The following is an 18,582-nucleotide window of genomic DNA, read 5'->3' as shown; positions in this document are numbered from 1 at the left end:
TATCTATAACAAAAATAAAATGTATGTAATCGTTTTCTTTATGATAATGATTAATTGCTGAGAGAGTAATACATGAATACGCCTGAAACTTCTTTATCTTCTGTTGCACGTACAGAACAAATATTACGTGGTGTTGATCTTAACTTATTGACTGTTTTTGATGCGGTAATGCAAGAACAAAATATAACAAGAGCAGCACAAAACTTAGGCATGTCACAGCCAGCAGTAAGTAATGCTGTATCACGTTTAAAATTAATGTTTAATGATGAATTATTTATTCGTCATGGCCGTGGTATTCAACCGACACAACGTGCTCGTCAGTTATTTGCACCGATGCGTCAGGCGCTTCAATTGGTTAAAAACGAATTACCAAGCTCAACATTCTCACCTGAAACATCAATGAGACAATTTAAGCTATCTATTTGCAGCCCATCAGATATTCGTTTTGCACCACGCATTATGAAAGATATTCAAAATAAAGCGCCACATATTAGCTTAAAGCTTTCTGGTGAACATGAGCCAAACATTGCTCAAAAGCTGCGTTATCAGGAAGTGGATTTTGTTATCGATTACGTTCGATTCGACGAACCTGGTTTTATGAGTACAGAATTGTTTACTGATGAATTAGTTGTGGTAGCTTCTGTTAATCATCCACGTCTACAGAATGGTATCAATAAAGAGCAATTAGCAAGTGAAAAGCATGCTGTACCTGCTCGTATTGAAAATACAAAAGGTTTTGCTGATCATTTATATACAGATTCTTTATATGAACAAGCTTATAAAGGCGCAAGTATTAGTAATATTTTGTATGTTGTTTCTCAATCAGAACTGATCACTGTTGCGCCAAAATGGTTAGTGAACTCAATGCCAAATCGTGATCAATTGATAGTTTTACCACTGCCTATCGAGTCAAAAGGCATTAGTGGCTATTTAAGCTGGCACGACTCTTACCAAAAAGACAAAGGTCATATTTGGATGAGAGATCAGTTGATGCTTATTTGTGGTGAAGAAGTGGTTGCATCAAGCAAAGGCATGATGTTTTAAGCCTTTAAAATAGAAATGATAATAGAAAAAGGTTGCGTATTTTACGTAACCTTTTTTTTAAACACATTATTCGATATAACGAAAATGTAGATTATTAATAATAAAGTTGTTAATTGTGGTTCTCTGAAATGGGTTTCACACAACAATACTTACATTTTATACAGAGAAACAGTTGCCTTTTTTGTCACCAATTGTACACTTTGTGCAGATTATAGCTTACACCTGTAAGCCTAAAGGTGATACGAGATGACTATTCAAAACCTACATATTGTAAAAGAGATCCGCCAACATATCGCAAATAAGCCAAATGACACGGCAATGCGTGAGCGTCAATGCAGTATTTTAATTGATACGCAATGCTCTGCATGGAGTGATATTACGTGGGGAGAATTTGGTGAGCAAATGGATAAGCTATCATTAGCTTTACTTGCCCATGGATTGAAAGTACAAGAAAAAGTAGGAATTTTCTCTAATAACATGCCTCGTTGGACTGTTGCTGATTTTGCCTCAATGCAATTACGTTCAGTACCCGTTCCTATTTACCCAACAAATACGCCAACGCAAGCCGCATACATTATTAACGATGCGGATATTCGTATTTTGTTTGTTGGTGAACAAGCACAATATAACGCTGCTGTTGTTATTTTCGAACAGTGCCCGCAATTAACTCATATTGTTGCTTTAAGTGATGATATCGATTTAAACGATCATGAAGCGGGTATTTCATGGAATGACTTTATTGCAAAAGCTGATGAAGCACATCAAAGCGAACTATTAACTCGTCTTGATGAAGCAAAAATGGATGATCTTATAACGTTAATCTATACATCAGGAACCACGGGTGAGCCTAAAGGGGTAATGTTAGATTATGAAAACATTGCTTCTCAATTAGAAGGACATAACACTCGCTTAGCGTTAACAGAGCAAGACGTTTCTTTGTGTTTTTTACCGTTATCACATGTATTTGAACGTGCATGGACTTTTTATGTTTTGTACAAAGGAGCAACTAACTGCTACCTACCAAATACAAATCTAATTAAGGAAGCCTTAACAGAGGTTAAGCCTACTGTTATGTGTGCGGTTCCACGCTTCTATGAGAAGATTTTCTCAACGGTTCATGAAAAGGTATCTCGTGCGCCTGCACATCGTAAAGTGATGTTTACTTGGGCGGTCAATATGGGCGCTAAGATGTCAGCTTGTCAACAAGAAGGCAAAGAACCATCATGGATATTGAAACAGTCTTATAAGGTTGCAGATAAGTTAGTTCTATCAAAACTTCGCATGATCTTAGGTGGTAATATTAACTTTATGCCATGTGGTGGCGCTAAACTGGATGTGACTATTGGTCGTTTCTTCCATGCTCTTGGCGTGAATGTGAAACTAGGTTATGGCATGACAGAAACAACCGCTACGATTTCATGCTGGGAGGATGGTAAATTCCACCCTGATTCAATCGGTACGTTAATGCCAGGTGCTGAAGTTAAAATTGGTGAAAACAGCGAAATCCTAGTTCGTGGCCCAATGGTCATGAAAGGTTACTACAATAAACCTGAAGAAACAGAGAGTAACTTCACTGAAGATGGTTTCTTAAAAACCGGTGATGCTGGTGAGTTTGATGCCGATGGTAACTTATACATTACTGACCGTATTAAAGAGTTAATGAAAACATCTGGTGGTAAATACATTGCACCTCAAGTTATCGAAGGCGCAATTGGTAAGGACCACTTTATTGAACAGATTGCTGTTATTGCTGATACGCGTAAATTCGTATCTGCGTTAATTGTTCCTTGTTATGACGCTCTAGAAGAGTACGCAAAGGAGCTGAACATTGCTTATCATGATCGCATGGAGCTTGTGAAGCACAGTGAAATTGTTGAAATGCTTGAAAAGCGTGTGGCTAATTTGCAAAAAGAGCTAGCTCGTTTTGAGCAAGTGAAGAAATTTACTTTATTATCTAAAGAGTTCTCTATGGATAAAGGTGAGTTGACACCAACACAAAAACTGCGTCGTAAAGTAATCAATGAGCGTTATCAAGACGAGATTGAAGAAATGTACGATGAAAAAAAAGAGAAGAAAGATAAGTAATATCAAACTCTAAATACGATTTAATCAATAAAAGCCAACTTGAAAGAGTTGGCTTTTTTTATTTGGTTAAAATTTCCCCTAGACCTGAGTGCTAATAAAAGGTTAAAGTTGTTTCGTAAAAGGTGGTTTTGTTACCTACATTTACCACCTACATAGGAATTTAATCTAATTAATTTCAGTTTAGGCTAAAAATAAGCCCTAACTATGTAAAACCGTTAATTTAGCGATAATTCACGTCGACTGTTTTAAGGTTTTCAGTGTCTGGAGAACAATATGGAAATGTTATCTGGTTCAGAGATGATCGTACAATCTCTGATTGATGAAGGTGTTGAGCACATATTTGGCTACCCTGGTGGCTCTGTGTTGGATATATATGATGCGTTGCACATGAAAAGTGATGTGATTCAGCATGTACTTGTAAGACATGAGCAAGCAGCTACGCATATGGCTGATGGCTATGCGAGAGCAACAGGAAAGCCTGGTGTCGTTCTTGTGTGTTCTGGTCCAGGTGCAACCAATACCATTACAGGTATCGCCACTGCTTATATGGACTCAATCCCAATGGTTGTTCTTTCTGGCAACGTTCCTACTAATATGATCGGTAACGATGCTTTTCAAGAATGTGACATGGTTGGTGTCTCTCGACCAGTAGTCAAACACAGCTTCTTAGTTAAGAAAGCCGAAGATATCCCTGAAACCCTTAAAAAAGCCTTTTATATTGCTTCTACAGGCCGTCCAGGCCCTGTGGTAATTGATATCCCTAAAGATGTAATGAATCCTGCTATTAAGTTTTCATATCAATACCCTGAATCCATGAAGATGCGTTCGTATAATCCAACAACATCTGGTCATAAAGGACAGATTAAAAAAGGATTAAAAACATTATTAGAGGCTAAGAAGCCTGTTTTGTATGTTGGTGGTGGCGCGATAATTTCTTCTGCAGAAAAACAAATTCTTAAATTAGCTGAGACTCTTAATTTACCTGTTGTAAGTACCTTGATGGGATTGGGGGCTTTTCCTGGCACTCATAAAAATGCACTTGGCATGTTAGGTATGCATGGTAAGTATGAAGCTAATATGGCTATGCATAACGCAGATCTTATTTTTGGTGTTGGGGTTCGTTTTGATGATAGAACCACCAATAACTTAGAGAAATATTGTCCGAATGCCACGATCATGCATATCGACATTGATCCATCGTCGATTTCAAAGAATGTTCGAGTTGATGTTCCAATTGTTGGCTCTGCAGAGATCGTTCTTGATTCTATGCTAAAGCTATTGGTGGAGCAGGGAGGAACAAATGATGAGGCAGCCTTAGCAACATGGTGGGAAGAAATTGGAGTTTGGCAAGAGCGTAATTGCTTGGCTTATGAAACCTCTCCTGATCGCATTAAACCACAGCAGGTTATCGAAACGCTTCATAAACTAACCAATGGTGATGCTTATGTTGCTTCCGATGTTGGACAACATCAGATGTTTGCTGCTTTGTATTATCCATTTAATAAACCACGTCGCTGGATTAATTCTGGTGGACTAGGAACTATGGGCTTTGGTTTGCCAGCAGCTCTTGGGGTTAAGTTTACACATCCTGATGAAGTGGTGGTTTGTGTTACTGGTGATGGCAGTATTCAGATGAATATTCAGGAGCTATCCACCGCATTGCAATACGATATCCCTGTAAAAATCATTAATTTGAATAACCGTTTCTTAGGAATGGTGAAGCAGTGGCAAGATATTATTTATCAAGGCCGTCATTCAAACTCTTATATGAGTTCAGTTCCTGATTTTGCCGCAATTGCTGAGGCGTATGGTCATGTAGGAATTCGTATTAATCATCCTGATGAGCTGGAATCAGGTTTAGAAAAGGCGCTTTCTCTAAAAGATCGCCTTGTGTTTGTGGATATTAATGTTGATGAAACAGAACACGTTTACCCAATGCAAATTAAAGGGGAAGCGATGGATAAAATGTGGCTAAGTAAAACGGAGAGAACCTAATGAGACATATTATTTCACTATTATTAGAGAATGAGCCGGGTTCTTTATCACGTGTTGTTGGCTTATTTTCTCAGCGTGGATACAACATTGAATCTTTAACGGTATCTCCAACTGAAGATCAAACATTATCGCGATTAAATATCACAACAGCCAGTGATGCGATGGAGTTGGAGCAAATTCAAAAACAGCTTCATAAATTAATTGATGTCATCAAAGTTCAAGAAGTGACAGAAGCAGATTATGTTGAGCGTGAATTATTACTGGTAAAAGTAAAAGCAAGTGGCTTTGCTCGAGCGGAAGTTAAGCGTACCGCTGATATTTTTCGTGGCCAAATTGTTGATGTAACCAGCTCGCTCTATACCATTCAATTAGCAGGTACGTCTGAAAAGTTAGATGCGTTTATTTCGGCGGTATCAGAGGTTACAGATGTGGTAGAAGTTGCTCGAAGCGGTGTGGTTGGTATTGCTCGTGGAGACAAGGCATTAAAAGTATAAATACACTTAATTAAGAACCTTCATCCTATAAATAAAGCCCTTCTCAGAAGGGTTTTATTTTATCTTGTGTAATACAAAATGATTATATAGAATTTCGTACCGTAGGTTAATCATCAAATCATAAGGTAAAGTATGCATTATAAAAAAACGAAAGCTGCAACCTATTCAGCTGCTGTATATATGATCTTTTCCTTATTTATTTTTTTATACTTATATAGTGATTATCAAAAAAAGAAATTGATTGCGGTTGAACAAATTCAGAATGAATCAACACGTCAATTAGCTTATACACATAATGAATTTAATGAGTTATCGATCCGGATATCTAATACATTAGAGCTTCTTGCTGACAGTCGACCTTTATATGATTATTTTATACATCCTTCAGAAAGAGTAACAAATACTGTCGAATCATCATGGTTGAAATTGGTGGCACTGGAAAAGTTTTTTTCTCGATTAGAACTCATTGATGATGAAGGAAACTATTTACTTTCTATCGTTTATTCAAATGATAATAAGCAAGCAGTGAAACAACACCCCACTTCTCTTTCTGTTAATCATTCTTTGCTTGATAAGTTAACTCCATTACCTAAAGGGCAGGCTTTCTCTGAAGGCGTAAGATTAAATGAAGCATTGGCTGTTTCTGGAGTTTATGAGCCGCTAATGCAAGTTGCTATTCCTATTGATATATCAGGGAAGAGAAAGGGATATATTCTTGCAGAGCTGAATGCATCCATCATTATCAACGTAGTAAAATTCTCTCCTACATTGAGTATTTCTCCTGCCATGATCAATCAAGATGGTTATTATCTTTTATCTGATGATAATCAAAACATGCTTGGGCATCTTGTTAGTGAACGAGTGGGTAAAACACTAAAAATTCAAAAGCCTGCATTATGGAGTGTAATGTCGAAACAAAAAGAAGGAAGCTTATCACTTGATGATGGTATTTATTCTTTTTATCGTTTTGATATGGAAAAAGAAATTCCAAATAAAAAAATGTATTTTTTACTCTATTACCCCACTTATGAAGTGAATGTTTTATTTGAATTAATTCGTGTTGAAATAATGGAAGAAGCGGCAATCATTTTTCTATTATTAAGCCTTATCGTTATTCCTTTTGGGATTCTACTTAGTTTTTGGGATAACTCTAATTTAGAAAGTCAGTTAGCCAAATCTGCATTAGAAGGTATGTCTGCTGTTGTTATCACTGATAAACATAGACGAATTTTAAAGGTGAATCCTGCATTTACTTCAATTAGTGGTTTCTCTGCAAGTGAAGTCATAGGAAAAAATACTTTCGATGTATTGCTATCTGAGAGTGAAAATATTGATAAACGTCTAAATACATGGAAGCAAGTTGAAGAGCTTGGTGCTTGGCAGGGGGAGCTCGATGTACTGAGTAAAAATAAGAGAAAGCTAAGCCTACTGGTTCGTATTCAATCTGTGAAAAGTAAAAGAAAAGCGACTCAGTATTATATTATTTCCTATATTGATATTACTAAGCGTAAAGAGCTAGAAAAAGAATTGCGCTATTTAAGCGAAAAAGACGTTCTTTCTGGCTGTTGGAATCGTAGAAAATTTGAATTTGAATTAGAGAATCAGACTTTATTAACTCAGCGTTATTACCCAGTGCATCAGTGCTGTCTTGCCATATTAGATATTGATCTATTTAAACGAATTAATGATACAAAAGGGCATGACGTTGGTGATCAAGTTATACGTTTAGTTTCTGATATCTTAAATAATGGGAGTCGAGAAACGGATTTTGTGGCTAGGATAGGTGGGGAAGAGTTTGCCATTATAATGCCTCATACCACGTTGATAGACGCTGAAATGGTGATAAATAGATTGCGAGTAGCTGTTTCTCAATTAGAGGAATATCACGTAACAATAAGTGGTGGCCTAACTGATTTAGGTCGTTCAAAAAAAGACGCTTATAAGTGTGCGGATCTCGCGTTATATGAATCAAAAACTAATGGGCGAAATCAAGTGTCGATTTGTTCTAGTTTGGAAGATTTAGCATAACCGATGAAATAAAAGACCTATTAGACTAAAGTCTAACCTTGTCTATACTTATGATTACCGATACATAAGTCTAATGGGAAAGCATGACTCTAATAGAGTGATGGAAGAGGACTGAGAATGAAGTGAGGTTAATATGTTTACTGATTTTTTAGTAAGGCTCACAGTTGGTAGTTTAGCTATTTTAGGTTTCAAACTAAGCGCAATTTATTTTTTATTAATGGTATTGTTGATCAGTACCCATAATAAAGAGTTTTTTGGGTGGTAACTGTTTTGGTAAAAGCCAGACATCATGATGTCTGGCTTTTTTGTTTTTAAGCAGAAAAGTAACCCGATATAAGATCAATAGCTTTTGAATAATGGTTATTTAAATGCTTTGTTGCTTGCTCTGAGTCGCGTGATAAAGTGAATTTCATCATGGTTTCATGCTCTTCTAAGTATTGAGCATAAGTTTCACTAATTACTTGAGGATTATTATTTAGATGTCGGTAACGTGTGATTTGATTCGATATATCTTGGTAGAATTGATACATGATAGGAGATTTAGCACCCTCTAGTAGTGCGTTGTGGAAGTGAGTATATCGATCTTCCCATTCTCTTAACTTTTCTAACTCCGCATCTTTTAATTCAATCTTACTTAGTTTATGGAAACTGGTTAATACATTTAATTCCCAATTTTCATTCCCATTAGCGATAGCTTTAGCTAATAAAACTTGGCTGATAGTTCGCAAACTCTCAAACAGTTCTTTAAGTTCATCAAGTGAAATTGAAGCAACCCAACATCCTTTTTGAGGTTCAAGTTTGACGTATTTATTCCAAGATAATTGAACTAGAGCTTCACGAATAGGAGATGCTCCTACGTTATAACGTTCTTTTAGTTCAGCAACGACCAACTTCTGACCAGGTTTTAATTTCCCTGAGAGAATATCTTTGTAGATCATTTTTGAAACTTTATCTGTGAGAGTTAAGCTAGACATCTTATATACAATTTGGCGTGCGGTTAATATTGTTTGATAGTATAGCGTATTGTTTGTTTTGGGCAAGAAAATTTCATAAAAAAAGAGGGCGAAAGCCCTCTTTTTATTAACTAGTTGTATTCGTTTATTAATTCAATGAATTATAGAACGTGTACAGAAGCTGTGTTTGTAGTACCAGATGGAACTAGAGCACCAGAAACCATAACAACGATATCGCCTTTAGCGCCAATACCTGATTCAAGAGCTAACTCTTTACCACGTAGGTAGAATGCGTCAGTGCTATCGATAGAATCAACGATCATTGGAGTAATACCTTTAGAAAGACATAGTTGTGCAGCAGTCTTAGTATTAGTAGTTACAGCGATGATTTTAGCTGTTGGGAAGTACTTACGGATTGAACGAGCTGATTTACCAGCTTCAGTTGCAACAACGATAACAGGAGCGTTTAGTTTCTCAGCTGTATCTACTGCACCTTTACATACCGCTTCAGTGATACGTAGACGTGGGCTATCTAGACGAGAACCTAGTTCTGCTTTAAGAGCTGCATCAGTACGAGCACAGATTTGAGCCATGATAGTTACAGCTTCTACTGGGTATTTACCTTTAGCAGATTCACCTGAAAGCATTACAGCATCAGTACCATCCATGATTGCGTTCGCAACGTCGCCCGCTTCAGCACGAGTTGGACGTGGGTTTTTGATCATAGAATCAAGCATTTGAGTTGCAGTGATTACAACTTTACGTGCACGGTTACATTTCTCGATCATCATCTTCTGAGCGAAGATTACTTCTTCAACTGGGATTTCAACACCAAGGTCACCACGAGCAACCATGATACCGTCAGAAGCTTCTAGGATTGAATCGAAGTTATCAACACCTTCTTGGTTTTCAATCTTAGAGATGATTTGAATGTTCTCGCCGCCATTAGCAACAAGTAGTTCACGGATTTCTTTAACGTCTTCTTCTTTACGGATGAAAGAAGCAGCTACGAAATCAACACCTTGCTCACAACCAAATTTAAGGTCAGCTTTATCTTTTTCAGATAGAGCAGGAAGTTGAACAGAAACGCCAGGAAGGTTAACACCTTTGTTTTCGCCTAGGTCACCGTTGTTAAGAACTTTACACTTAACTTCAGTTTCAGTTGTCGCAACAACTTCCATTTCGATTAGACCATCATCAACAAGGATAGTGTTACCAACTTCAAGGTCGTTTGCGAAACCTGGGTAAGTTACAGCAACAACGTCTTTGTTACCAACAACTGAAGTATCTGTTGTGAATGTGAAATCTTGACCTGCAACTAGAGCAACGTCGTCGCCGTTTTCTAGTTTGATTGTGCGGATTTCAGGACCTTTAGTATCAAGAAGAATAGCAAGTTGTTTGCCAGTGTTTTTCATTACTTGACGTACGTTATCAATACGTTGGCCGTGTTCTGCGAAGTCGCCGTGTGAGAAGTTTAGGCGCATAACGTTCATACCAGCATTTGCTAGTTCAGTTAGTTTTTCAACTGATTCAGTTTTTGGGCCGATCGTACAAACGATTTTGGTCTTTTTCATGTGAGAAATCTCTCCAGATGAGTATATTTAAAATGATAAACGCAGTAATGCCCAGCTAATGTTTGAAGTGTTGAAAAATTACAACAATTTTATCTTCAAATAACACGATAGCTAAGCATTGAAATTCAGTAATTACCTGTATTTTAGCTCGAAAAGAGTAATGGATTATTGATTCAGGTAAACAATTTGTACTTTAATCACAATATTAAAAACAAATTTACATTACTCGACATAATTTCGAACATGTCTTTTTCGTAAGTTTCTATCTATTTTGACGCAAATTCTAACAGTAAAACCAGTGAAGATCACTTTCTAGTTAGTATGATCTTCGTCAAATATTTATTTTATGACTCGAAATAAAAAAGGCACATTAAGTGCCTTTATATTATTGATTTTCAATTGGTTGATATGCTTTAAGTTTTTGCATGCCTTTCGCTAATTTAACGAACCAAGTACCAATAGCAAGTACTGAGATTACCGCACCAACAACTGGAATTGCAGCGTAAACTTTATCAAGGATAGAGCTATCTACCCAGTAATCGAGACCCGCAGCCATACCACTCATTGTTGCAGCTGTTACTGCCAAAACAACGAAAAATGTAAGAAAAAGGAAAAAGCTTTTTATGATCGCGTAGTAATGACTATCGATGACTTCATCATTAGTGCCTTTATTCATTTGGTAGCCCGCATAAATAATGGCAATAATACCTGAAACCATAAGAGTGATTGGAGTTAGTAGGCTTGCAATATAAGCAAACCAAATACCATTATCTGTTTTCTTTGACATAATATTTGTCCAGTAATGAAATGAATGTAGCAAGTATATACCTTATTTTTATTATGGGAATATACTTGCTGAGTAGTAGCGATTATTTCAGCATTCTTTTTAGAATTTTACCGGTTGCTGTCATTGGTAAAGCTTCAACAATATCAAGATGTTTAGGACATTTATAATCAGCTAAATGCTGACGACTCCATTTCATTAATTCTTTTTCTGAAATAGAGTGTCCTTCTTTTAGAATGACAAAGGCTTTCACTTCTTCACCAAAGCGAGGGTGCTCAACACCAATAACAGCCACAAGGTGAACAGAAGGGTGTGTCATATACACTTCTTCTACTTCTCTTGGGTAAATATTGTAACCACCGCTAATGATCAGTTCTTTTAAACGATCAACAACATAGATATATCCTTCATCATCAAAGCGAACAATATCACCAGTATGAAGCCAACCATTGACGATTGTTTTTGCTGTTTCTTGTGGTTTCTTGTAATAACCTTTCATTACGTTATGACCACGAATCACTAATTCACCTTCTTGACCGTTTGGAACGTCATGACCATTTTTGTCGACGACTTTCATGGTTACCCCCGGTAATGGTTGGCCAATACTTCCCGGCTTGCGTTCAAACTCTAGGTGGTTAAATGCAGCTACTGGTGAAGATTCAGATAAACCGTAACCTTCGATAACCGGTACCTGTAGTTTCTCTTCAAATTGTTTTAGAACTTCCACAGGCATAGAGGCACCACCGGAGATCGCAACTTTCAATGTTTGTGCAATTTCTTTAAGGTAAGCCCCCGGATGTTTTTCTGCATAGGCTAACAAGCCAATAAACATAGTTGGAACACCTGCTAAGTGAGTTACTTTATGCTCATGTATTTGCTGAACCACTGTTTTTGGAACAAAGCGAGGAATAAGAACTAAAGCACTACCAGCAAGGATGGAAGTGTTCATTATTAATGATTGGCCGAAAGTGTGGAAAAGAGGCAAGATCGCAATACTTACATCTGTACCTTTTTGGTTAGTTAATGCTTGGCAAGCTTGAGCATTACATAGCATATTACTTTGGCTAAGCTCTGCTCCTTTTGCTGCACCTGTTGTGCCTGATGTGTATAGGATTACGCAGCTATCTTCTGCTGAGCGATAAACGGTTTCGAAGGTTTTTCTACCCGTTTCTAACCATTGATCAAAAGAGTGTGCTTCGGCTGGCTTTTCAGATACAGGAGCGGTTTCGATAAGAATAAAATGCTCACAAAAATCAGCTTTAGTATAGCCTTCGTAACCAAATTGGCCGATAGGCATCGCATCAGAACCTTGATATGAAATAAGAGCTACAGCATCTGAATCTTTTAAGTGATAAGCCACTTCTTCGCCTTTTAGCATGACATTTAAAGGAACAACAACGGCTCCTATTTTTTGAATGGCATAATAGGCAATAACGAATTCTGGTGTGTTAGGGCAAGAGAGGGCTATTTTTTCATTTGGTTTAATATTTAACTGACTTAGGTGATCTGCAATCGCGTTTACTTTTTGATTTAGTTCTTGGTAAGTAATTTTTAGCTCTTGAAAGATTAAAGCAATGTTGTTTGGACGAAAAGTCGCGTTACGCTCAAGATTATTGGCTAAATTGTACATAGATAACCTTTATTGTTATTAGTTAATGGTGAATATATGGAAGTGTATATCAAGAAAGAAATAAAAGCAGAAAGGAAAAAAAGATTTTATTGATTATATTAAGAATAAGAGCAAAGGATGAATACCAATGCTCTATTTAATCATTAAAATTTATATGAAGCACCGACATATAAAGAGTCTAAGGCATATAAGTTTGTTTCTGTTGTTAGTCCTGTACCACTTTGATAATCAAGATATTCAACAGCATACATATCCATTTCATAAGCGGCTCTAAATTGAACTCCACCTAATGCTTTTGGGGTGTATTCAACGCCAAATCCAAACTTAAAAGCGGCTCCGCTATCGTCAGTGAGTAACTCTTCACTTTGATTCAAATCTAAATTCGACATACCAACGAGTCCAAAGGGTCTAATACCATTTGCAAAGGTATAACCTAAGTTTGCCGCTAAGGAAATAGAGGTGGGTTTCATTGAATAATTACCAACCTTCGCTTTAGCTGTACCATAATTAGTGTATGTCCCTTCAATCCCGACAATTTTATTGAATTGGTACCCTAGATAGACTTTTGTTGAGTTACCATCCGCTTCTGCTGAAATAGGGTTATTACTATAGCCCCAAGAATCTTCTTCAGAGTAACCAAATGAACCAAAACCTACCCCGGCATAAAAGCCGCTGATTTTGGGCTGAGATATGTCCATATTATCGTTAGCAAGCGTGTAGAAAGAGGCGGTAGAGATAAGGAGAGGAAGAAATATTCGTTTCATTGATAGCTCCATAATCAAAGTAATTATCAATCAGTATAGGTAGCTTTATTTAATATCCAAATTATTAATGACTTTTTGTGATCTATTGATAGTGCAATTGGTTCTTTGATAGTGCGATTAGCTATTTTTCATTATTGAAAGGATCTTGAATAATAGTCTTTGAGTTATTTCTAGGATGGAGTATATGAATAAAAAAGGATTATTGGCGATTGTCACGATATTAATTATTGTCGCAGTATGTACTTCAGGTTTAATGAGAGCGGCGATAGAACTATCAATATTTTTACTTTTGATGGGCTACTTATTCATCGTCAAAAAAAAGAAGATAAAATAAAAAGCAAAAAGGCTGATGAGTAAAAATACTCATCAGCCTTTTTTAATTTGGTGGCCCCTCCCAGATTTGAACTGGGGACCGAACGATTATGAGTCGTGCGCTCTAACCACTGAGCTAAGGGGCCTTTGTAGGTGGTCGATTATAGGGGAAGATGAAAACAGTGTCTAGACATAAGGCGACTGCTTTTTAATCAGTTGATTGAAAATATGCGTTCAGATCGAAAAAAGGTGAGCCTAAGCCCACCTTTTTGATTCTATTAACAAATAATTGTGTTTAATTATTCGTCTAAGAAGCTACGTAATACTTCTGAACGACTTGGGTGACGCAATTTACGAAGCGCTTTTGCTTCGATTTGACGAATACGCTCACGTGTTACGTCAAATTGTTTACCCACTTCTTCTAGAGTATGGTCAGTATTCATGTCGATACCAAAACGCATACGAAGTACTTTTGCTTCACGAGGAGTTAGACCTGCAAGAACGTCATTTGTAGCAAACTTCAAGCTAGTTGATGTCGCTGAATCTACAGGCAGTTCAAGCGTGTTATCCTCGATGAAATCACCTAGGTGCGAATCTTCATCATCACCGATTGGCGTTTCCATTGAAATAGGCTCTTTAGCGATCTTCAGAACCTTGCGGATCTTGTCTTCTGGCATTTGCATGCGTTCAGCAAGTTCTTCAGGTAATGGCTCACGGCCCATTTCTTGTAGCATTTGACGTGAGATACGATTCAGTTTATTGATCGTTTCGATCATGTGTACTGGAATACGGATCGTACGTGCTTGGTCAGCAATCGAACGAGTGATAGCTTGACGGATCCACCATGTAGCGTAAGTAGAGAATTTGTAACCACGACGGTATTCAAATTTATCTACTGCCTTCATTAGACCGATGTTACCCTCTTGGATAAGATCTAGGAATTGAAGACCACGGTTTGTGTATTTCTTAGCAATAGAGATTACAAGACGTAAGTTTGCTTCAACCATCTCTTTTTTCGCACGGCGAGCTTTTGCTTCACCGATAGACATACGACGACTGATGTCTTTAATGTTCTCTACAGGTAAACCTGTTTCTTTTTCGATGCTATCTAGTTTTGCGATAGAGCGACGAATGTCTTCTTCGTAACGTTGTAGGCGTTCAACATATGGCTTATCTGAAGCCATAATTTCATTGAACCACTCATCAGAAGATTCATTACCTGTGAACAGTGCAATGAATGATTTCTTAGGCATTTTGCCGTATTCAACACACATACGCATAATTAGGCGTTCTTGTGTACGAACACGATCCATACCATCACGCATTTCTTTTACTAGGTAGTCGAATTGTTTAGGGATCAGCTTAAATTCACGGAAAATATCCGTTAATTCACCAATCGCTTCGCGTGATTTCGCATCATCACGACCAAATTCTTCAAATGCTAATTGCATGTTGTGGTAAGAAGTTCGAAGCTCTGTGAATTTCTCTAGAGCAAGTTCAGGGTCAATACCTGCATCTTCTTCTTCTTCCGTTTCACCTTCATCATCTTCATCATCTTCATCATCAAGCTCAGCTTCGCTTAATTCAGAACCGATATGAGTCGCTGTTGGTGCAGATGAACCGTCATCATTTGGATCAACAAATCCTGAAATAATGTCAGTTAAACGAATTTCTTCAGTTTGTACTTTGTCAAACTGTTCTAGTAAGTATGAAATAGCGCCAGGGAATTCAGCAACAGAACACTGAACTTCATTGATACCTTCTTCAATACGTTTAGCGATGTCAATTTCGCCTTCACGAGTAAGAAGTTCAACTGTGCCCATTTCACGCATGTACATACGTACTGGGTCAGTTGTACGGCCAATTTCACTTTCTACACTTGATAGTGCTGCTGCAGCGGCTTCTGCTGCATCTTCATCAGTTACGGCATCATCATCATTTAATGACATGTCATCAGCATCAGGAGCGGTTTCTACCACTTTGATACCCATGTCATTGATCATTTGGATAATATCTTCAACCTGCTCAGAATCGACAATCTCTTCTGGTAGGTGATCGTTAACTTCTGCGTAGGTCAGGTAGCCTTGTTCCTTGCCTTTGATTACAAGTAATTTTAGCTGTGACTGCGGATTTTGATCCATAGACGGTATCCTACTTCTGGTCTGTGTGACGGAATTAGTATGCGATATGCAAACCACTAATAATAACAAATTTTTTCATTGATGACGACAATTTGGGTTCTACGCTTTTAATTCTAGCATTAAGGCTAGCAGCTCCCTTTTTTCTTCGACTGATAAGCCAAGTGTTCTTTCTTTCGTCTGCAAACTTTCAATTTGTTGATTGATGCACTGGGCTAAAACGCTGTCCAGTGAATCCATAAATACATCTTGTATATTGTCTTGGTCTATAGGAAGTTCCCATGCTGCCAAGCGTGATAATAGTTTTTCATTTTTATCACCGCGCCAATGTTCTAATAACAGGCCTGTGGTGATATGGGGATTATGTCGACAACTTTCAAGTAGCTGAAGAAATAAACTTAATCCAGGAAGTGGAATTTCTTTAACACTTTCTAAATCTGGTACTAATTGAGTTAATTCTGGGTTTTGTAATAATAAGGTTATTACTTCTCGCATAGCCGTGCGTTTTATTTCTGGTTGCGCAAGGCGTTTAGGCTCTACAGCACCTTGTTTAGATATTAGTTGCTGTAATTGACTTTCATCGAGAATTCCAAGCGTTTTGCCAAGTTGCTCACGTAAATAAAGGCGTAATGTACCACCTGGTACTTTATCAATTAGTGGCACTGCAAGTGTTGTTAATTTTGCTTTCCCTTCACGTGTACTGGTATCGATTTGGTCAACCAATGTTCTAAACATGAAGTTGATTAGTGATTCAGCGTTAGCGATTTCTTGTTCGAATGCTTCTTTTCCATATTGACGGATGTAAGTATCTGGATCTTCACCATCAGGTAAGAACATAAATTTAAGTTGGCGCCCATCATTTAAATAGGGAAGCGCTTGCTCCATCGCTCGCCATGCCGCTTCGCGTCCAGCTCGGTCACCGTCATAACAACAAACAACGGTACTGGTTTGGCGGAAAAGAAGCTGCATATGATCGCCTGTTGTTGCTGTTCCTAGAGAGGCAACGGCATAGTCGACACCATATTGAGCCAAGGCAACTACATCCATATAACCTTCAACAACTAAGGCTTGTGGTAAGTCTTTGTAGGCTTGCAATGCTTCATATAAACCATAAAGCTCTTTGCCTTTATGGAAAATAGGCGTTTCAGGTGAATTTAAATATTTGGGAGTGCCTTCACCAATTACGCGTCCACCGAAGCCAATAACGCGACCACGGCGGTCTCGGATTGGGAACATGACTCGACCACGGAAACGATCGTAACGGCGTCCATTATCGCTTTCAATTAACATCCCGCCGCTAACAAGGGCATCTTGTGATGCTTTATCGCGACCAAAGTTATTTTTAACTAACTCCCATTCATCAGCAATATAACCAATACCAAATTTTTGGACAATCTCACCAGAGAGACCTCTATCTTTAAGATAGTTGATTGCGTGAATATTTGCTGCGGATTTTAATTGGGAGCGATAAAACTGACTAATGCCACCCATTAAGTCATATAAACTGCGTTTTTGTTCTGAATTTGCAGTTGGACCTGATGATGGGGCATTAAAACCACTGCGTTGTTCGCGAGGTACATCAAGACCAAGCATAGATGCAAGTTCTTCGATAGCTTCAACGAATTCTAATCGGTCAAACTCCATAAGGAAGTCAATGGCGTTACCATGAACACCACAACCGAAGCAGTGATAGAATTGTTTTTCTTGGCTTACAGAGAAAGAAGGGGATTTTTCATTATGGAATGGACAGCAGGCACCATAGTTTTTCCCTTGTTTTTTCAGTTTTACTCTTGCGTCAATGATATCGACAATGTCGTGTCGATTTAAAAGCTCATCAATAAAACTGCGAGGGATATGTCCAGCCATCTTTTCTTTTCCTGTAGATACAAACAAGCCGTGCAATCAAAGATAGCACGGCTTGTTTTATAAATAGAGTATTATTAAGCCAGTTTAGATTTAACTAATTGGCTTACTTTACCCATGTCAGCGCGGCCTTGGATTTGAGGTTTTAACACACCCATCACCTTGCCCATATCTTGCATACCAGCGGCACCTGATTCAGCAATTGCTTTGTCTAATAACTCAGCAACTTCTTCATCGGTCAATGCTTGTGGCATGAAATCTTCCAGTACTGTTATTTCAGCACTTTCTTTTTCAGCAAGATCATCACGACCAGCAGCAGTAAACTGCGAAACTGAATCGCGACGTTGTTTAACCATCTTAGTTAATACAGCGATGATTTCATCGTCAGACAAAGTTGTTTGACCATCAACTTCACGCTGTTTAATTTCAGATAAAGCTAAACGAATAGTGCCAAGGCGTAATTTATCCTTGGCTTTCATCGCTAACTTTTGCTCTTCTTTGAGTTGTTCAATTAGAGCCATAACTTAGTCCTAAATAGTTAGGTAAGTTATTAGTACAGGCGAACGCGACGTGCGTTTTCGCGAGACAGCTTCTTAGCGTGACGCTTTTGAGCTGCTGCTTTAGCGCGTTTACGTACTGTAGTAGGTTTTTCGTAATGTTCACGACGGCGAACTTCAGAAAGAATACCTGCTTTTTCGCAAGAGCGCTTGAAACGACGTAGTGCAACGTCGAACGGTTCGTTTTCACGTACTTTAACTACTGGCATATGCCTTTCACCTCAGGTGTTAGTCAATTCGCTGGTAGTTATAATTAACCAGCTATTATTCAAATTGGTGCCGAATTTTAATCCGATCTAGTCTCTTTGTAAAGCATTCTTGATTAAGAATTGAGTAATTTCTTTGTTTATTTTGCCTTCTT

15 protein-coding genes and 1 tRNA gene are annotated in these 18,582 nt (G+C 37.9%); 6 read left to right on the top strand and 10 right to left on the bottom strand.

Going from position 1 to position 18,582, the window contains the following annotated elements:
• Window positions 1–72 precede the first annotated feature (72 nt).
• From leuO to AVFI_RS11865, 5 genes are all read left to right on the top strand, one after another.
• Window positions 73–1,044: a transcriptional regulator LeuO gene (gene leuO, locus AVFI_RS11885; protein WP_054775334.1), complete on the top strand. Its 972-nt coding sequence runs from the start codon at window positions 73–75 to the stop codon at window positions 1,042–1,044.
• Window positions 1,045–1,290: 246 nt separating this feature from the next.
• Window positions 1,291–3,129 (top strand): AMP-dependent synthetase/ligase, encoded by a 1,839-nt coding sequence (locus AVFI_RS11880; protein ID WP_017020002.1) that lies wholly within the window; start codon window positions 1,291–1,293, stop codon window positions 3,127–3,129.
• 273 nt (window positions 3,130–3,402) lie between these two features.
• The gene (locus AVFI_RS11875) at window positions 3,403–5,124 is read left to right on the top strand and encodes an acetolactate synthase 3 large subunit (protein WP_011262677.1); all 1,722 of its coding nucleotides are present in this window, start codon (window positions 3,403–3,405) and stop codon (window positions 5,122–5,124) included.
• The gene (gene ilvN / locus AVFI_RS11870) at window positions 5,124–5,618 is read left to right on the top strand and encodes an acetolactate synthase small subunit (protein ID WP_011262676.1); all 495 of its coding nucleotides are present in this window, start codon (window positions 5,124–5,126) and stop codon (window positions 5,616–5,618) included. The genes AVFI_RS11875 and ilvN overlap by 1 nt, the downstream gene beginning before the upstream one ends.
• Window positions 5,619–5,750: 132 nt before the next feature.
• A complete protein-coding gene (locus tag AVFI_RS11865) occupies window positions 5,751–7,646 on the top strand; it encodes a sensor domain-containing diguanylate cyclase (RefSeq protein WP_065623484.1) in 1,896 nt (631 codons plus the stop codon).
• Between the two features lie 311 nt (window positions 7,647–7,957).
• Here the strand turns inward: AVFI_RS11865 and AVFI_RS11860 are convergent, their stop codons facing one another.
• The 5 genes from AVFI_RS11860 to AVFI_RS11840 form a co-directional block, all read right to left on the bottom strand.
• Window positions 7,958–8,620: a GntR family transcriptional regulator gene (locus AVFI_RS11860; protein WP_041941381.1), complete on the bottom strand. Its 663-nt coding sequence runs from the start codon at window positions 8,618–8,620 to the stop codon at window positions 7,958–7,960.
• Between the two features lie 140 nt (window positions 8,621–8,760).
• On the bottom strand, window positions 8,761–10,173 hold the full coding sequence (gene pykF / locus AVFI_RS11855; RefSeq protein ID WP_005421033.1) for a pyruvate kinase PykF: 1,413 nt from the start codon (window positions 10,171–10,173) through the stop codon (window positions 8,761–8,763).
• Window positions 10,174–10,558: 385 nt separating this feature from the next.
• Entirely contained in the window at window positions 10,559–10,960 is a 402-nt protein-coding gene (locus AVFI_RS11850; protein ID WP_011262672.1) for a hypothetical protein, read from the bottom strand.
• An 82-nt stretch (window positions 10,961–11,042) separates the two neighbouring features.
• Complete coding sequence (locus tag AVFI_RS11845; RefSeq protein ID WP_188863414.1) at window positions 11,043–12,587, bottom strand: long-chain-fatty-acid--CoA ligase; 1,545 nt, start codon at window positions 12,585–12,587, stop codon at window positions 11,043–11,045.
• Between the two features lie 143 nt (window positions 12,588–12,730).
• Entirely contained in the window at window positions 12,731–13,351 is a 621-nt protein-coding gene (locus tag AVFI_RS11840) for an outer membrane beta-barrel protein (protein WP_054775335.1), read from the bottom strand.
• 184 nt (window positions 13,352–13,535) lie between these two features.
• On the opposite strand from AVFI_RS11840, the gene AVFI_RS11835 reads away from it, so the two are divergent.
• Entirely contained in the window at window positions 13,536–13,685 is a 150-nt protein-coding gene (locus AVFI_RS11835) for a hypothetical protein (RefSeq protein WP_005421029.1), read from the top strand.
• A gap of 48 nt (window positions 13,686–13,733) precedes the next feature.
• Here the strand turns inward: AVFI_RS11835 and AVFI_RS11830 are convergent.
• From AVFI_RS11830 to rpsU, 5 genes are all read right to left on the bottom strand, one after another.
• Window positions 13,734–13,809: transfer RNA gene (locus AVFI_RS11830), tRNA-Ile, on the bottom strand.
• A 153-nt stretch (window positions 13,810–13,962) separates the two neighbouring features.
• Window positions 13,963–15,804, bottom strand: a complete 1,842-nt coding sequence (gene rpoD, locus AVFI_RS11825; RefSeq protein ID WP_012533512.1) for an RNA polymerase sigma factor RpoD — start codon at window positions 15,802–15,804, stop codon at window positions 13,963–13,965.
• A 99-nt stretch (window positions 15,805–15,903) separates the two neighbouring features.
• Window positions 15,904–17,667, bottom strand: coding sequence for a DNA primase (gene dnaG / locus AVFI_RS11820; RefSeq protein ID WP_017020008.1), 1,764 nt, complete (start codon window positions 17,665–17,667; stop codon window positions 15,904–15,906).
• Window positions 17,668–17,741: 74 nt separating this feature from the next.
• The gene (locus AVFI_RS11815) at window positions 17,742–18,185 is read right to left on the bottom strand and encodes a GatB/YqeY domain-containing protein (protein WP_005421026.1); all 444 of its coding nucleotides are present in this window, start codon (window positions 18,183–18,185) and stop codon (window positions 17,742–17,744) included.
• Between the two features lie 29 nt (window positions 18,186–18,214).
• Complete coding sequence (gene rpsU, locus AVFI_RS11810) at window positions 18,215–18,430, bottom strand: 30S ribosomal protein S21 (protein WP_005421025.1); 216 nt, start codon at window positions 18,428–18,430, stop codon at window positions 18,215–18,217.
• Window positions 18,431–18,582 lie beyond the last annotated feature (152 nt).

Origin of the sequence: Aliivibrio fischeri ATCC 7744 = JCM 18803 = DSM 507, from assembly GCF_023983475.1 — a bacterium.
In the GTDB taxonomy this organism is placed as follows: domain Bacteria; phylum Pseudomonadota; class Gammaproteobacteria; order Enterobacterales; family Vibrionaceae; genus Aliivibrio; species Aliivibrio fischeri.
The sequence above is the reverse complement of the archived record's forward strand: the minus strand, read 5'-3'. Positions and strand labels throughout refer to the sequence as shown.

Excerpts from the sequence above, each read along its gene's own strand:
- ilvN (WP_011262676.1), top strand. The coding sequence starts at position 5,124 with ATGAGACATATTATTTCACTATTATTAGAGAATGAGCCGGGTTCTTTA.
- AVFI_RS11835 (WP_005421029.1), top strand. The coding sequence starts at position 13,536 with ATGAATAAAAAAGGATTATTGGCGATTGTCACGATATTAATTATTGTC.
- AVFI_RS11880 (WP_017020002.1), top strand. The coding sequence starts at position 1,291 with ATGACTATTCAAAACCTACATATTGTAAAAGAGATCCGCCAACATATC.
- AVFI_RS11845 (WP_188863414.1), bottom strand. The coding sequence starts at position 12,587 with ATGTACAATTTAGCCAATAATCTTGAGCGTAACGCGACTTTTCGTCCA.
- rpoD (WP_012533512.1), bottom strand. The coding sequence starts at position 15,804 with ATGGATCAAAATCCGCAGTCACAGCTAAAATTACTTGTAATCAAAGGC.
- AVFI_RS11815 (WP_005421026.1), bottom strand. The coding sequence starts at position 18,185 with ATGGCTCTAATTGAACAACTCAAAGAAGAGCAAAAGTTAGCGATGAAA.
- AVFI_RS11840 (WP_054775335.1), bottom strand. The coding sequence starts at position 13,351 with ATGAAACGAATATTTCTTCCTCTCCTTATCTCTACCGCCTCTTTCTAC.
- AVFI_RS11865 (WP_065623484.1), top strand. The coding sequence starts at position 5,751 with ATGCATTATAAAAAAACGAAAGCTGCAACCTATTCAGCTGCTGTATAT.
- pykF (WP_005421033.1), bottom strand. The coding sequence starts at position 10,173 with ATGAAAAAGACCAAAATCGTTTGTACGATCGGCCCAAAAACTGAATCA.
- rpsU (WP_005421025.1), bottom strand. The coding sequence starts at position 18,430 with ATGCCAGTAGTTAAAGTACGTGAAAACGAACCGTTCGACGTTGCACTA.
- dnaG (WP_017020008.1), bottom strand. The coding sequence starts at position 17,667 with ATGGCTGGACATATCCCTCGCAGTTTTATTGATGAGCTTTTAAATCGA.
- AVFI_RS11875 (WP_011262677.1), top strand. The coding sequence starts at position 3,403 with ATGGAAATGTTATCTGGTTCAGAGATGATCGTACAATCTCTGATTGAT.
- leuO (WP_054775334.1), top strand. The coding sequence starts at position 73 with ATGAATACGCCTGAAACTTCTTTATCTTCTGTTGCACGTACAGAACAA.
- AVFI_RS11860 (WP_041941381.1), bottom strand. The coding sequence starts at position 8,620 with ATGTCTAGCTTAACTCTCACAGATAAAGTTTCAAAAATGATCTACAAA.
- AVFI_RS11850 (WP_011262672.1), bottom strand. The coding sequence starts at position 10,960 with ATGTCAAAGAAAACAGATAATGGTATTTGGTTTGCTTATATTGCAAGC.